The sequence below is a fragment of the Parabacteroides sp. PM6-13 genome (genome assembly GCF_029892605.1).
Lineage (GTDB): Bacteria > Bacteroidota > Bacteroidia > Bacteroidales > Tannerellaceae > QVMG01.
In genome coordinates, this window is the sequence record NZ_JARXWF010000002.1 from 90,571 (window position 1) to 104,679 (window position 14,109).

At 46.2% G+C, this 14,109-nt stretch carries 17 protein-coding genes and 1 pseudogene; 1 reads left to right on the plus strand and 17 read right to left on the minus strand.

Going from position 1 to position 14,109, the window contains the following annotated elements; all coding sequences use genetic code 11:
* Positions 1 to 93 precede the first annotated feature (93 nt).
* Positions 94 to 1,170: pseudogene (pelA, locus tag M2134_RS02390) on the plus strand (pectate lyase); the annotation flags it as partial.
* A 200-nt stretch (positions 1,171 to 1,370) separates the two neighbouring features.
* On the opposite strand, the gene galE reads toward pelA, so the two are convergent.
* The 17 genes from galE to map all read right to left on the minus strand — a co-directional run bounded on the left by galE (position 1,371) and on the right by map (position 14,106).
* A complete protein-coding gene (galE, locus tag M2134_RS02395) occupies positions 1,371 to 2,405 on the minus strand; it encodes a UDP-glucose 4-epimerase GalE (protein WP_280750320.1) in 1,035 nt (344 codons plus the stop codon).
* A 33-nt stretch (positions 2,406 to 2,438) separates the two neighbouring features.
* A complete protein-coding gene (gene rsxA / locus M2134_RS02400) occupies positions 2,439 to 3,011 on the minus strand; it encodes an electron transport complex subunit RsxA (protein WP_280750319.1) in 573 nt (190 codons plus the stop codon).
* 18 nt (positions 3,012 to 3,029) lie between these two features.
* Positions 3,030 to 3,617 (minus strand): electron transport complex subunit E, encoded by a 588-nt coding sequence (locus tag M2134_RS02405; RefSeq protein WP_280750318.1) that lies wholly within the window; start codon positions 3,615 to 3,617, stop codon positions 3,030 to 3,032.
* Positions 3,610 to 4,284, minus strand: a complete 675-nt coding sequence (locus M2134_RS02410) for an RnfABCDGE type electron transport complex subunit G (protein WP_280750317.1) — start codon at positions 4,282 to 4,284, stop codon at positions 3,610 to 3,612. Before M2134_RS02410 ends, M2134_RS02405 begins: the two co-directional genes overlap by 8 nt.
* Before the next feature lie 2 nt (positions 4,285 to 4,286).
* On the minus strand, positions 4,287 to 5,240 hold the full coding sequence (locus M2134_RS02415) for an RnfABCDGE type electron transport complex subunit D (protein ID WP_280750316.1): 954 nt from the start codon (positions 5,238 to 5,240) through the stop codon (positions 4,287 to 4,289).
* A 98-nt stretch (positions 5,241 to 5,338) separates the two neighbouring features.
* Positions 5,339 to 6,670, minus strand: a complete 1,332-nt coding sequence (gene rsxC / locus M2134_RS02420; protein WP_280750315.1) for an electron transport complex subunit RsxC — start codon at positions 6,668 to 6,670, stop codon at positions 5,339 to 5,341.
* Positions 6,671 to 6,680: 10 nt separating this feature from the next.
* The gene (locus M2134_RS02425) at positions 6,681 to 7,547 is read right to left on the minus strand and encodes a Fe-S cluster domain-containing protein (RefSeq protein ID WP_280750314.1); all 867 of its coding nucleotides are present in this window, start codon (positions 7,545 to 7,547) and stop codon (positions 6,681 to 6,683) included.
* On the minus strand, positions 7,544 to 7,969 hold the full coding sequence (locus tag M2134_RS02430) for a SoxR reducing system RseC family protein (RefSeq protein ID WP_280750313.1): 426 nt from the start codon (positions 7,967 to 7,969) through the stop codon (positions 7,544 to 7,546). Before M2134_RS02430 ends, M2134_RS02425 begins: the two co-directional genes overlap by 4 nt.
* A gap of 195 nt (positions 7,970 to 8,164) precedes the next feature.
* Complete coding sequence (locus M2134_RS02435) at positions 8,165 to 9,562, minus strand: DUF3078 domain-containing protein (protein WP_280750312.1); 1,398 nt, start codon at positions 9,560 to 9,562, stop codon at positions 8,165 to 8,167.
* 344 nt (positions 9,563 to 9,906) lie between these two features.
* Complete coding sequence (rplQ, locus tag M2134_RS02440; RefSeq protein ID WP_280750311.1) at positions 9,907 to 10,413, minus strand: 50S ribosomal protein L17; 507 nt, start codon at positions 10,411 to 10,413, stop codon at positions 9,907 to 9,909.
* A 7-nt stretch (positions 10,414 to 10,420) separates the two neighbouring features.
* Positions 10,421 to 11,413: a DNA-directed RNA polymerase subunit alpha gene (locus tag M2134_RS02445; protein ID WP_280750310.1), complete on the minus strand. Its 993-nt coding sequence runs from the start codon at positions 11,411 to 11,413 to the stop codon at positions 10,421 to 10,423.
* 12 nt (positions 11,414 to 11,425) lie between these two features.
* Positions 11,426 to 12,031, minus strand: a complete 606-nt coding sequence (gene rpsD / locus M2134_RS02450) for a 30S ribosomal protein S4 (protein ID WP_280750309.1) — start codon at positions 12,029 to 12,031, stop codon at positions 11,426 to 11,428.
* 121 nt (positions 12,032 to 12,152) lie between these two features.
* A complete protein-coding gene (gene rpsK, locus M2134_RS02455) occupies positions 12,153 to 12,542 on the minus strand; it encodes a 30S ribosomal protein S11 (RefSeq protein WP_280750308.1) in 390 nt (129 codons plus the stop codon).
* Between the two features lie 11 nt (positions 12,543 to 12,553).
* Positions 12,554 to 12,934: a 30S ribosomal protein S13 gene (rpsM, locus tag M2134_RS02460; protein ID WP_280750307.1), complete on the minus strand. Its 381-nt coding sequence runs from the start codon at positions 12,932 to 12,934 to the stop codon at positions 12,554 to 12,556.
* 30 nt (positions 12,935 to 12,964) lie between these two features.
* Positions 12,965 to 13,081 (minus strand): type B 50S ribosomal protein L36, encoded by a 117-nt coding sequence (gene ykgO, locus M2134_RS02465; RefSeq protein WP_082206710.1) that lies wholly within the window; start codon positions 13,079 to 13,081, stop codon positions 12,965 to 12,967.
* Between the two features lie 12 nt (positions 13,082 to 13,093).
* The gene (gene infA, locus M2134_RS02470; RefSeq protein ID WP_280750306.1) at positions 13,094 to 13,312 is read right to left on the minus strand and encodes a translation initiation factor IF-1; all 219 of its coding nucleotides are present in this window, start codon (positions 13,310 to 13,312) and stop codon (positions 13,094 to 13,096) included.
* Positions 13,313 to 13,320: 8 nt separating this feature from the next.
* Entirely contained in the window at positions 13,321 to 14,106 is a 786-nt protein-coding gene (gene map / locus M2134_RS02475) for a type I methionyl aminopeptidase (protein WP_280750305.1), read from the minus strand.
* Positions 14,107 to 14,109: the final 3 nt, after the last annotated feature.

Below are 14,109 nucleotides of genomic sequence, written 5' to 3' on the forward strand. Positions count from 1 at the left end.
AACATATAAGAAGAATTATGTCTCTTTGAATGATAAATAGGATTACATTTACAGCCAATAAATATAAAGTCTTTTTATCGAAATAATAGGATTATGAAACGAGTGAATAAATCAAACGGGCGACAGGGCGGCTGGCTATTTGTCTTTTTTATATTGGCGATCTGTTCGTTTTCCTTGACAGCGCAACAAGGTGTAGAGAAACAAAACAGGCTACGGGAAACCGATCAGGCGTTTTTCCAAACCGAGGAGGCACGCCGTATTGGCGATCAATTGCTCCTCTATCAGCGGGCTACCGGTGGGTGGCCCAAGAATATTGATATGACCCGGGAGCTGAGCGAGGAAGAGCGTGAGCAGCTCTTGAAAGAACAGGGTCGACGCGATGACTCGACCATCGATAACAACGCGACCACGATGCAAATGATCTACCTGGCTCGCTTATATCAACAAACCGGGGAAGCGCGCTACCGGGAGGCTTTTCGCCGAGGGGTCGAATATCTCTTGAGCGGTCAGTATGCCAATGGCGGGTGGCCTCAGTTCTGGCCGGAGACACGCGGTTACCAAGTCGCCATTACCTACAACGATGATGCGATTGTGAACATCCTATTCCTATTCCGCGACATGATGAGCGGCCAATCGCCTTACGACGGCGACCTGTTTGATGAAGCTCTTTTGCAGCGCCTATCGGATTCCTTCGACAGAGGCATTGCTTGCATCCTGAAAACACAGATCGTCGTAGCGGGAGAACCCACCATCTGGTGTCAACAGCACGATCGCGAAACCCTGCTGCCCACGTCGGCGCGCAGCTATGAGCTTCCCTCCTACTGCTCGCAAGAGAGTGCCGCGATTGTCGATCTACTGATGAGCCTCCCCCACCCGGACACGTCGGTCAAAAAAGCCATCATCGGAGCCATGAAATGGTTCGACACCTACAAACTGACCGGAATGCGCTACGAACGGGGCGTGATGATCGATGGAGAACGAACCGTCCGCTTAGTCGAAGATCCCGAAGCGGGTCCGATATGGGCACGGTTTTACGATCTGGAAAAGGTCGAACCTTTTGTTTGCGACCGCGACGGCATACCCCGAAAGCACCTGGAGGAGATTGGCAGCGAACGCCGTAATGGGTATAGCTGGTACAACAGTCGACCGACCAGATTATACCCTCTTTACGAGAATTGGCGGAAGCAATATGAATAGGATGTGAGGCTCTTTTGGGAGGACAAAAAAAATTCTCACCCGCGTGAGAATTTTTTCTCACGCGGGTGAGAAAAAAAATCGACAACAATCAAGAGGGATTTGAATGTACTAAAAAAGAGAGGCTGAACCTTGTTTTTGGGGTTCAGCCTCTCTTCTTTTGATAGTATAGTATCTTATTGAATACCTTTTTCGCGCAGGCGTTTTTGCCAGTTCCAGGCAGTGATCAGGGTATCTTCAACGGTCTCTTTAGCCGTCCAACCCAATACGTTGTTGGCATGTTCGGGGTTGGCCCATACTTTTTCGATATCGCCTTCGCGGCGGGCTACGATCTTGTAGGGTACCTTTACGCCCGTTCCGGCTTCAAAGGCATGGAGCAGTTCCAAAACCGAAACGCCACGTCCTGTTCCCAGGTTGAACACCTCCAGTTTGTCTTCCGATTTGTTTTCCAACATGCGATCCATAGCAATCACGTGCGCCTTTGCCAAGTCGACCACATTGATATAGTCGCGGATACAAGAGCCGTCAGGGGTGTTGTAATCGTCGCCAAATACGCTTAGTTCCTGGCGGATACCCATGGCAGTCTGTGTCACGAAGGGCACCAGGTTTTGTGGCACACCGTTCGGCAACTCGCCGATCTCTGCCGACGGATGCGCTCCGATCGGATTGAAATAACGAAGGATAATGCTCTTAAAAGGCAGTTCGGCATAGATCGCGTCGCGGATGATCTCTTCGTTGATCTGCTTGGTGTTTCCGTAAGGCGACAGCGCCGGCTTGATAGGAGCATCTTCTGTTACGGGAAGAATATCAGGCTGTCCGTAAACCGTACAAGAGGAAGAGAATACGATTCCCTTGATATCGAACTCAGGCATCAGATCCAAGAGATTGACTAAGGTCACGATGTTGTTACGGTAATAAAGCAACGGCTTGTGCACAGACTCGCCAACGGCTTTACTGGCTGCGAAGTGAATAATGCCCTGGATACCCGGGTTCGATTTCAACACATCACGCAGCCCCTCTTTGTCATTCAAGTCAAGTTTGGCAAACACAGGGCGAATGCCGGTAATTTTCTCAATACCATCCAACACTTCGATGTTGGAGTTCGACAGGTTGTCGATAATAACCACTTCGTAGCCGGCATTTTGCAGTTCCACGACGGTGTGCGAGCCAATGTAACCGGTTCCTCCTGTTACTAAAATTTTTTTCTTCATTTTGGTTGTTTTTTTGAAAATCGTTACAGTCGTTTAGACAATACCGGAGAAACCCATAAAAGCCATTGCCAGCAAACCGGCGGTAATCAAGGCGATAGGAATACCTTTCAAGCCTTTTGGCAAGTGAGTCATTTCCAGTTGTTCTCTAATACCTGCAAAGATAATCAAAGCCAAGGCAAATCCAATGGCTGTCGACACCGCATAAACAATTGCCTGTAATAAATTATAGTCTTTCTGAATAACCAAAATAGCCACCCCAAGCACACAGCAGTTGGTGGTAATCAAAGGAAGAAACACACCCAACGCCTGGTAAAGAGAGGGAGAAACTTTTTTCAAAACGATTTCCATCAACTGCACCAAAGCGGCAATCACCAGAATAAAAGCGATTGTTTGCATATAACCCAGGCCATAGGCATCCAAGACATATTTTTGTATCAGGAAGGTCACCAGGGTAGCTATCGTCAACACAAAGGTCACAGCGGCACCCATACCGGCAGCCGTGCTCACTTTCTTCGATACGCCTAAGAAGGGGCAAATACCAAGGAATTGTGCCAATACCACATTATTAACAAAAACCGCGGCGATAAATATCAATATATATTCCATAACAGATCTGTTTCAGTATTACACTTTACGAATTTTGTTCACAAGAGCGATCAGGTAGCCCAAAGCGATAAACGCGCCCGGAGCCAATACGAAGATCAACGCACCGTATTCTTCCGGCATCAACGTCAGATTAAAGAGTTTGCCGGTTCCCAGCAGTTCGCGGATACCACCCAAGAGGGTCAATGCCAAGGTAAAGCCAAGGCCTATTCCGATCCCGTCTAAGGTAGAGGAGAAGACGGAGTTCTTAGCCGCGAAGGCTTCGGCACGTCCCAGAATGATACAGTTCACCACGATCAGCGGAATAAAGATCCCTAAGCTCGCGTACAAGGCAGGCACGTAGGCCTCCATACACATCTGCAATACGGTCACGAAGGTAGCGATCACCACAATGTAGGCAGGGATACGCACCTGGTCCGGGATTAGGTTTTTCAGGGCTGATATAACCGTATTGGTACATATCAACACAAAGGTGGTTGCCAGTCCCATACCCAATCCGTTGATAGCGGAAGAGGTGGTTCCCAAGGTGGGACACATGCCTAACAATAATACAAAAATCGGGTTCTCCCGGAGAATGCCGTTTGTTAATATCTTTACTTTATTATTCATTTTCGCCTCCTTCCTCGGTTGTCTCTGTTGTTTCTGTTGCTTCGGTGGTCGCGTCAGTGGCTGTTTCTGTTGTAGCGCCTGTCGCGGCATCAGTTCCTCTATAAGCGCTGTATGCCCGGTTTATGGTCTGCAAAAAGGCGCGGCTGGTGATGGTTGATGCCGTAATAGCATCCACATCGCCACCATCTTTCGTCACCGTCAGATTGCCCTCTGCCAGGGAACGGCCGATCACACTTTGTTTGTTCTTATCCGTACGGAACCATTCCTGCATTTTCGATCCGAGTCCCGGCGTCTCCGCGTGTTGCAATACCGAATAGTTCAGTAGTTTTCCGTCTGCATCGAATCCGACAATCACACGGATCTCTCCACCGAATCCATTCATCGTGAAGCTCTCCACCGCTACGCCGACCGACTGTCCGCCTTGGGTGGCCGGATAGATCAATAAGGAATCGCCATCGGAAGTTACCGCTTTATAGGCTTCGTCCAGCGGGCTATTATCGAAATCGGGTGTCACTTCTTTGATCGCATTCTCCAAAGCTGCCGCTTTCGAGAGAGCTATCGGTCCGGATGTCTGCTGATTGACCGTAGCAAGTACACCTGCCGCGCACATACAAATAATCGTAAGCGACAGGAGCATATTGGGTAATGTAGATTTCAGTTTGGCCATCGTTAGTTTCCTCCGAAATGTTTAGGTTTGACATAGGTGTTGATCAATGGCGTAAAGGCATTCATGATCAGGATCGCGAACGACATCCCCTCGGGATAGGCGCCGAAAAGACGGATCACCGTGGTCAAGATACCGATTCCGACACCATAGATAAGCATTCCTTTCTTACTCATCGGCGAAGTCACATAGTCGGTTGCCATAAAGATCGCACCCAACAAGAGTCCACCGGACAACAGATGAACCAACGGATTGGCAAACTCTGCCGGATTCACAAGATGGAGAATACCGGTAAACAGGAAAACTGTACCCAGGATAGAGACCGGAATATGCCAGGAGATAATGCGGCGCACCCACATAAAGATCAAGCCCAATAACAGGGCAATGGCGCCAATCTCACCCAGGCTACCACCCCGTTCGCCGATCAACATCTGCGTATAGGTAGGCAGGTCACCGCTTCCGCTCTTCAGCATGGTCAGAATGGTCGCGCCGGTTTCGACGTCGGTGTAGTTCATTGACATCACCTCCGGAACAGGCCAGGTGGTCATCTGTGCCGGAAAAGAGATCAACAGGAACACACGTCCTACCAGAGCCGGATTGAAAATATTGTTTCCCAAACCTCCGAACGACATCTTACCGATGCCTATCGCCGCCAGCGCACCGATCACGATGATCCAGACCGGGAGGTTAGAGGGAAGATTAAACGCTAATAAAAGACCGGTTAACAAAGCGGATCCGTCCCAAAGGGTCGGTTCTTTCTTCATCAGGAACTTCTGGATCAGAAATTCAAACAACATACAGGAAACGACAGAGACAAGCGTTACGACCAAGGCGCCCACTCCAAAGAAATAGAGCGACACGAGAAAAGCCGGAACCAAGGCGATCAGCACCCCGTACATGTTTTTGCTGACACTATCCCCACCATGAATGTGAGGCGATGGTGAAACGTATAGATTCATCTTTTAATTATGAATTATGAATTATAAATTATGAATTGAAAATCGCTTAGCAAAGCGAAAAGCCATTTTCAACTTTCAATTTTCAATTTTCAATTGATTTAAGACTTGCGTGCACGCATAATCCCCATTACCTTTCCTTTACCCAAACGGATCTGATCCAGTAGCGGGCGATTCGATGGACAGGTATAAGAGCAAGAGCCGCACTCGATACAATCGGCGATGTGGTTCTTCTCGGCCAGATCCCAGTTGGTAAATTCTGTTGTCGTCATCAACAATGTCGGATTCAATCCCATCGGACACACATTCACACATTTCGTACAACGGATACACGACATCACCGGTTTGCGTTTCGCCTCCTTTTCGGTTATCAGCAAAACGCCGGAGCTTCCTTTGGTTACCGGCACCTCCGTATTGGCCAATGCCTTACCCATCATCGGACCTCCACCGATCACCTTGCCTGTATTTTCAGGCAATCCGCCGGCTGCATCGATCAACGTTTGTATGGATGTTCCGATACGCACCTTGAAGTTCCCGGGATTAAGCACCTCTTTACCGGTAACGGTCACGATCCGTTCAAACAGCGGTTTGTTTTTCACCACTGCTTCATAAACAGCAAAAGCGGTTCCCACATTCTGCACCACAGCACCTACCGAGATAGGCAGTGCACCGCTCTTCACCTGACGACGCATTACCGCGTCGATCAACTGCTTTTCACCACCTTGCGGATACTGCACCTTAAGTGGCATCACTTCGATCCCATGGTAGTTGGATTGCAGATGTTGCAGGTGCGCAATGGCATCCTTTTTATTGTTTTCAATACCGATCACGGCTTTCTTCACATGCACCGCTTTCATCAACAGGCTGATACCTGTCATGATCTCATTTCCCTTCTCCATCATCAGCGAATGGTCGGCCGTTAGGTAGGGCTCACATTCAGCCGCATTGATGATCAGTATCTCCGCCGTATTGCCCGGAGGAGGAGTCAGTTTTACCTGTGTCGGGAACGTAGCACCGCCTAAACCGACGATACCGGCATCCGTAATTTTCTGAACAATCTCTTTCGATGTCAGATCGAAGGCTTTCACAAAGCCCTCCTGGCGGTCGATGGCTTCTTCCCATTCGTCACCTTCCACATCGATGAAGACAGCCGGGCGGCGATAACCGCTCGCGTCCAGGACGTTGTCGATTTTGTTCACTTTTCCGGATACGGAAGAGTGAATATTGGCCGATACAAACCCACTTGCCTGCCCGATCAAAGAGCCTACCTTCACCTCGTCGCCTTTTTTGACAACGGCAGTGGCGGGAGCACCAATATGCTGGCTCAACGGAATAATAACCTGCTTAGGCAAAGCCAACGTTTGAATAGCTTTCCCGGCAGACAATTTATTTTCAGGGGGATGTATACCTCCGATACGAAATGTCTTTAGCATACTTATGTAATTATATTGTTTTTTCTACTACAGGAGTCCCTTCTGCTTCCGGCGCTTTCTCCTTGCGCGGAGGGAAATTCAACTCATGGATCGCTCCGGTGGGACATACCGCCACACATTTGCGGCAGAGACGACATTTGGTGTAATCGATATACGCCAGGTTGTTCTCCAGGGTGATTGCTTCGAAGGCACACTCTTTCACACATTTACCGCAACCGATACAAGCACTGCCACAAGCCTTACGAGCCGGAGCGCCTTTGTCCTTATTCACACAGCTCACAAAAATACGGCGCGATTTCGGACCCTTCTTACGCAGTTCGATGATGCTTTTCGGGCAAGCCTTCACACAGGCGCCGCAAGAGGTACATTTCTCTTCGTCGACCTCGGGAAGCATTGTCTCCGGATTGATATGGATCGCGTCAAAGTCACAGACCGTTACGCAGTCGCCAAAACCATGGCATCCGAACGAACAGCCGGTTTCACCGCCATACAAGGCCGAAGCAATCGCACAGCTGCGGGTTCCGTCGTACTGATTCTGACGCGGACGTACCGCGCAGCTACCGTTACAACGCACAACGGCCACCATCGGTTCGGCCATCTCTACCTCTTTTCCCAAAATGGTTGATACCTGCGACATCACATCGGCTCCCCCTACCGGACAGAACAAACCGTCCATCGTAGCAGCGTTAACACAAGCCGTCGCAAATCCGGCACAGCCCGGAAAGCCACAGGCACCACAGTTTGCACCCGGAAGCGCCTCCTGTACCTGACCGATACGCGGGTCTTCATACACCTCAAACTTCTTGGAGGCCGCATACAAAAACACGGCTCCAATAGCCCCAATAAGTCCTAATGAAATAATGGCAATAACTATCATGATATAATATTCGGTTTTTCTAATGTGAATACAAAATGGCGTTTCAATTTATCGCGCATAAAATAGAGTGCAACATAATAAGGAATAAGCAATAGGATTCCAATCAACCCGCTTACCGTCTCATCCAGGCCCAACTGAAGACTGATGGCTACCGCAGCAATCACCAACACGACCGGCAGCCCGAATGCCAATAATACAGCCTGCAAGCCCAACGATGTCTGTCCGGTGATCGTCACTTCATCATCAACTTGAAACTGCCCTGTCCGATCAGACACCTCGATCACCTTCTCTTTGCTCTCGGAAGCACCACATACGCCACGCGCATGGCATCCGGCACAAGCTGATTGTTGAAGAATACGAACGAAGAATATATCCCCTTCCCGGCGTTCTATGATCCCGTTGTGACGTATGGTATTATTCATGATTGCAAACTCGACTTAGCAAAATCAACGCAAAAGTACATATATTTTGCAAACATAAGCAAGATTAACAATTATTATAAATAGCCTGTCCCCACCCACATTTTTTCTTATGAAAGCAAACTTTGCGAAAAACTTTCAAGATGCACAAAATACACTCACACATCTTTCAGCATTTAAGTTTTACCCCTTATATTCTTACCATTTGTATGTTAAACCAAAAGTGAGTTGTTCCTTCACTTGGAAGTAACTGTCGAAGTCTTCTTTTTTGGCCACACCGTCGTCATAGCGGAGATAAAAATTGATATTCGTGCTCAAATACCGGTTGATAGCCATCTGCAGACGGTTTTCAGACTCCACAATCACACGTTCGTAAGTCGTATTATACTTGAAGCGCGAATAGAGGGATATATTTCGGGTCATATTGAAATTCAATACACCTTCAATATTAGAACCGAACGTCTGGTAGGTATTGTCGAAAATCTTCTTATCAGGATTGTCCGGATCGGTTTTTTTAGGGAAACCGTAACGTCCTAAGTCGATATTGTTCTTGGTCGCGCTATACCAGAACCCATACGAGAGCGGATCCAGGTTTAGTGAGAGTTTCAGTTTTTTATGTTTGTCGGTAAACTTTTTATCCAGGTTATATTTCATCCCCACCCCGACCGAGAGGCTCATCGGTGAGGCAAAGGAGGCTAATAGCTGATCTTTGTTCTCAATATAGTTATCAAATAAAAGGGTGTTAAACTCCACACTCGCTGAATAATCCCATTTACTGAAAGCCTTATACCCAAAGTTGCTACGCAGCTTCAAGGAGTTATCACCCAATTTATAATTGCGTAGGGTATCCTTAGGGGCATTATTCACGCTTATTTTCAATTCCAACAGATTCGTCAGGCTCACCTTGTCCTTCTTATAATCGTAATTGATAACATTCAACGTATTAATTGTTAGGTTACCCACCCCACCCTGATGCCAGTTGGGCGATATATAGAGTTGTGAGAAATGAATGGAGCTCTGAAAAGCCGACGTCCAATACAAGCGGTTGGGGATAAAGCGAATCAACGTATCGGGTTCAGGCGGAGGCAGCTCTTTGTTCACCGGGATAGGCTTATCAGCATAGAGGTCTCTGATGTCTTTCACAATAGGAGCTTGCACCAACATATCCGACGGCAGATCCTTAGCAGAATAGGTGAAATAGCCTATATGATTTTTCACCATATAGTCATATAAGCTATTTTCGAATTTCCGCCGCCAAGCATATTTCGGCGCAAAGGGAGAGAGCGGGGGCGATAAACGATCGTAGGCATCTTTCACTTCAGGCCTTGCCACCATGAGAGAAAGGGAGTCGTAGGGGATGTTAGCCCCTCTGTAAACCAAGGGGAGCATCAAAGCACTTGAGACGATCGTATCTTTGAAAGTCATGTGTTCGGGGATATAATGAGCCGGATCAAACACCCGATTGATAACCTGCTTTGCTTCCGGCGACATCTCGAGCTTCTCTTTCTGAACGAAACGTAAGAGCGCTTCCGGTTTTTGATAGGGCACCGTATAGTCGGAGTTCAAGCGTTCGAGTTGTCCGCGCAAATCTATCATTGACTCCAGGTCTTTTTCTTCAATTTGTTTCGGCAAAAGAGTATCTTTCGCCGTTTCCTGGAGAGCCTGCCTTATAGGCGCAACGGGCACTGTCGTGTTTTGCGCAGCTAAATGGATGAATGCACAACACCCGAGTAATAGAGTAAATAGGATATATTTCCGGAGTTTCATATTGTTCATATATTATCCGCTTCGGTTGATGAGCAACAAAATTATTGAAAAAGAATGAGACTTACTAATTCTTTCGATTTCCATTTCCCTTCCCCACCCGATTCATCAGAACGTACACAAAAAAAAGAGGGACACCCACCGGGAGCCCCTCTCTCTTTATCGTTATCAAAAACTTACTCAGCGGCGTTTTCTTCTGTCGCTGCAGGAGCTTCGGCTACCGGAGTAGCTTCTACCTGCGCTTCTGCTACCGGAGCAGCAGCTTTCTTGCTACGAGAACGTCTTGTTTTTGCTTTCTTGGCTGATGTATCTTTCAACATATTTTCGTTGTAGTCCACCAATTCAATGAAGCACATAGCTGCGTTATCACCTAAACGATGTCCTGTTTTGATGATACGAGTGTAACCACCCGGGCGATCGCCAATCTTTTGTGCTACTTCCTGGAAGAGTTCCGTTACGGCATGTTTGTTTTGCAACATGCTGAATACAACGCGTCTTGAGTGCGTTGTGTCTTCCTTAGACTTTGTGATGATAGGTTCTACAAACTTACGTAAAGCTTTTGCTTTAGCGGTTGTCGTGAAGATTCGTTTGTGCTGAATCAAAGAACAGGCCATATTGGAAAGCATCGCTTGACGGTGAGTACTTGTACGACCTAAATGGTTGAATTTTTTATTATGTCTCATCGTTTACTTACTCTTTATCTAATTTATATTTCGTGATATCCATACCGAATGACAGGTTCAGGCTTTCCAGCAATTCATCCAATTCGGTGAGTGATTTCTTACCGAAGTTACGGAATTTCAACAAGTCGTTCTTGTTAAACTTAACCAGTTCACCCAGTGTTTCAACATCGGCTGCTTTCAAACAGTTCAAAGCACGTACGGAGAGATCCATGTCAGCCAGTTTGCTCTTCAGCAACTGACGCATATGAAGCACCTCTTCATCGAATTCTTCATTACCATCGGTATCCACTGTTTCGATCGCGATCTTTTCATCTGAGAACAGCATGAAATGGTGGATCAGGATCTTGGCAGCTTCTTTCAATGCCTCTTTCGGATGAATAGAACCGTCTGTCTCAACCTCGATGATCAGCTTCTCGTAGTCGGTCTTCTGTTCTACACGGAAGTTGTCTACAAGATATTTCACATTACGGATCGGGGTGTAGATCGAGTCGATAGCTATGACCCGGGGATCAGAGATCATTTCCCGGTTTTCATCAGCAGGGACATAACCACGTCCTTTGTTGATGGTTAATTCGATTTGAAAACTTACTTTCGGATCTAAACGGCAAATAACCAAATCCGGATTCAATACCTGGAAACCGGTTAGCTGTTTACCTATTTCTCCGGCCTTGAACACTTCGGAACCCGAAACCGTAATACTTACTTTTTCATTCTCAATGTCGTCCACAATATGTTTAAAGCGTACTTGCTTTAACTTGAGGATAATGTTAGTTACATCTTCAACAACACCGGGTATGGTACCAAATTCATGTTCCACGCCTTCGATCTTAATGGATGTAATAGCAAAACCTTCTAGTGAGGAGACAAGAATGCGGCGTAACGCATTACCAATGGTAATACCATAACCGGGTTCTAACGGACGGAATTCAAACTTTCCGTAAAACTCGTCCGCTTCCAACATTAATACTTTATCGGGTTTTTGAAATGCTAATATCGCCATGGAAATCAATTATTATTTAGAATACAATTCTACGATCAACTGCTCTTTTATATTTTCAGGAATGTCAGCTCTTTCGGGCACATGCAGTAATTTCCCGCTCATAGAAGCCTGATCCCACTCAATCCATGGATATTTGCTGTGATTGAAGCCAGAAAGAGCTTCAGCAACAACTTCCAAAGATTTTGATTTTTCTCTAACACCAATCACCTGTCCTGGTTTCAGGGCATACGATGGGATGTTCACCACTTGGCCGTCAACAGTGATATGACGGTGAGAAACCAACTGGCGAGCAGCAGCACGTGTAGGAGCAATGCCTAAACGATAAACTACGTTGTCTAAGCGTCCTTCCAGTAACTGAAGAAGTACTTCACCGGTAATGCCTTTTGAGCGAGAAGCTTTTTCAAACAAGTTGCGGAATTGTTTTTCCAATACACCATAGGTATATTTTGCTTTTTGCTTTTCTTTCAATTGGATACCGTATTCCGATGTTTTCCTTTTACGGGAATTACCGTGTTGTCCGGGAGGATAGTTCTTCTTAGAAAGAACTTTGTCCGGGCCGAAGATCGGTTCACCAAACTTACGGGCAATTCTTGTTTTTGGTCCAGTATATCTTGCCATTTTTTAATTGTTTTAATGTTTCGGGAGAATCCAAAACCGTGCAGCCGCGATTACAGAGAGGATAAGGTCAATATGCAATCTATTCACAACTCCGGATTCCTATTCGTGAAACTATTGTTAATTATACTCTTCTCTTTTTAGGAGGACGACAACCATTATGTGGCAACGGAGTAACGTCAACGATTTCTGTTACTTCAATACCAGCTCCATGAATCGTACGGATAGCAGACTCACGTCCGTTACCGGGTCCTTTCACGTATACTTTCACTTTTCTCAAGCCAAGATCATACGCTACTTTCGCACAATCCTGAGCAGCCATCTGAGCGGCATAAGGCGTGTTCTTTTTAGAACTACGGAATCCCATCTTACCGGCAGAAGACCAGCTTATCACCTGTCCTTCGCTATTGGCAAGCGTTACAATAATGTTATTGAAAGAAGAATGGATATGCGCTTGACCCATTGCGTCAACCTTCACATTTCTCTTCTTTGCTGCGACTGTTTTTTTTGCCATATTACCTCTTATTATTTAGTAGCTTTTTTCTTATTTGCAACTGTTTTCTTCTTACCCTTACGCGTACGGGCATTGTTCTTCGTGCTCTGTCCTCTTAACGGCAAACCGATACGATGACGAACTCCGCGGTAGCAACCGATATCCATCAAACGTTTGATGTTCAATTGTACTTCCGAACGAAGATCCCCTTCTACTTTATATTCCGCGCCAATTACTTCACGCACGCTGGCTGCCTGATCGTCTGTCCAGTCTTTCACTTTGATATCGCGATCAACACCCGCTTTGTCCAAGATGGCTTTTGCATTGCTACGACCGATACCATAGATATAGGTCAATGCGATTTCGCCTCTTTTATTTTGTGGTAAGTCTACCCCAACTATTCTTATAGCCATATACTTTAATTAATTTGCAAAATTAATAAATTATCCCTGACGTTGTTTAAACTTCGGGTTTTTCTTGTTAATCACGTACAAGCGGCCTTTTCTTCTGACAATCTTGCAATCATCTGTCCGCTTCTTTAAAGATGCTCTTACTTTCATATCTTGTTATTTTTATTTGTATCTAAAAGCAATTCTACCTTTCGATAGATCATAAGGAGACATTTCCACTCTTACTTTGTCGCCAGGAAGGATCTTGATATAGTGCATACGCATCTTTCCTGAAATGTGAGCCGTAATTTCATGTCCATTTTCCAATTCAACACGAAACATAGCATTCGACAATGCTTCAATGATTACTCCGTCTTGTTCAATAGCTGCTTGTTTAGCCATACAAAAAATTAAATTGCGTTATTTCCTAATACTGCTTCTAAAAATTCAAATGAAGATAATATCTGCGGACCCTCCGGCCGGATAGCAATACAATGTTCAAAGTGAGCAGAATATTGCCGATCACGTGTGCGGATCGTCCATCCGTCTTTTTCCATCACCACGTTCTTGCGTCCCATGTTGATCATCGGTTCGATGCAGATACACATGCCGTTTCTCAAAAGCGTCCCATAGCCGCGACGGCCATAATTGGGCACTTCCGGTTCTTCATGCATATTTTTACCTATTCCGTGTCCAACCAGTTCTCTGACGACAGAGTACCCTTTTGCTTCGCAATAAGACTGAACGGCATAGCCGATATCACCAATACGGTTTCCTTCAACCGCCTGTTCTATCCCTTTGTAAAGTGACTCTTTGGTTGTTTTCAACAACTGTTTCACTTCCGGAGATACTTCACCTACACAAAAGGTATAAGCCGAATCACCGGTAAACCCATTCAAGGTGGTTCCTATATCTACCGAGACGATATCTCCTTCATGCAAAATCACTTTTTCAGAAGGCATCCCGTGTACCACCTGGTCGTTCACCGAGGTACAGATAGAGAAAGGATATCCATTATAACCTAAAAAGGCCGGAACTGCTCCGTGATCACGAATAAACTCATCCGCTATTTTATCTAATTGAAGCGTAGAGACACCGGGGGCAATGTGTTTGGCTAATTCGCCATGTGTTTTGCCAACCAGTTGATTTGCCTCACGCATCAACTCGATTTCTTCATCTGTCTTCAAATAGATCATTTC

Coding starts and splice junctions, on each gene's coding strand:
- rplQ (WP_280750311.1), bottom strand. CDS start 10,413: ATGAGACATAATAAAAAATTCAACCATTTAGGTCGTACAAGTACTCAC.
- rsxC (WP_280750315.1), bottom strand. CDS start 6,670: ATGCTAAAGACATTTCGTATCGGAGGTATACATCCCCCTGAAAATAAA.
- ykgO (WP_082206710.1), bottom strand. CDS start 13,081: ATGAAAGTAAGAGCATCTTTAAAGAAGCGGACAGATGATTGCAAGATT.
- rsxA (WP_280750319.1), bottom strand. CDS start 3,011: ATGGAATATATATTGATATTTATCGCCGCGGTTTTTGTTAATAATGTG.
- M2134_RS02425 (WP_280750314.1), bottom strand. CDS start 7,547: ATGATAGTTATTGCCATTATTTCATTAGGACTTATTGGGGCTATTGGA.
- M2134_RS02445 (WP_280750310.1), bottom strand. CDS start 11,413: ATGGCGATATTAGCATTTCAAAAACCCGATAAAGTATTAATGTTGGAA.
- map (WP_280750305.1), bottom strand. CDS start 14,106: ATGATCTATTTGAAGACAGATGAAGAAATCGAGTTGATGCGTGAGGCA.
- M2134_RS02415 (WP_280750316.1), bottom strand. CDS start 5,240: ATGAATCTATACGTTTCACCATCGCCTCACATTCATGGTGGGGATAGT.
- rpsD (WP_280750309.1), bottom strand. CDS start 12,031: ATGGCAAGATATACTGGACCAAAAACAAGAATTGCCCGTAAGTTTGGT.
- M2134_RS02405 (WP_280750318.1), bottom strand. CDS start 3,617: ATGAATAATAAAGTAAAGATATTAACAAACGGCATTCTCCGGGAGAAC.
- M2134_RS02410 (WP_280750317.1), bottom strand. CDS start 4,284: ATGGCCAAACTGAAATCTACATTACCCAATATGCTCCTGTCGCTTACG.
- M2134_RS02435 (WP_280750312.1), bottom strand. CDS start 9,562: ATGATAGATTTGCGCGGACAACTCGAACGCTTGAACTCCGACTATACG.
- M2134_RS02430 (WP_280750313.1), bottom strand. CDS start 7,969: ATGAATAATACCATACGTCACAACGGGATCATAGAACGCCGGGAAGGG.
- infA (WP_280750306.1), bottom strand. CDS start 13,312: ATGGCTAAACAAGCAGCTATTGAACAAGACGGAGTAATCATTGAAGCA.
- rpsM (WP_280750307.1), bottom strand. CDS start 12,934: ATGGCTATAAGAATAGTTGGGGTAGACTTACCACAAAATAAAAGAGGC.
- galE (WP_280750320.1), bottom strand. CDS start 2,405: ATGAAGAAAAAAATTTTAGTAACAGGAGGAACCGGTTACATTGGCTCG.
- rpsK (WP_280750308.1), bottom strand. CDS start 12,542: ATGGCAAAAAAAACAGTCGCAGCAAAGAAGAGAAATGTGAAGGTTGAC.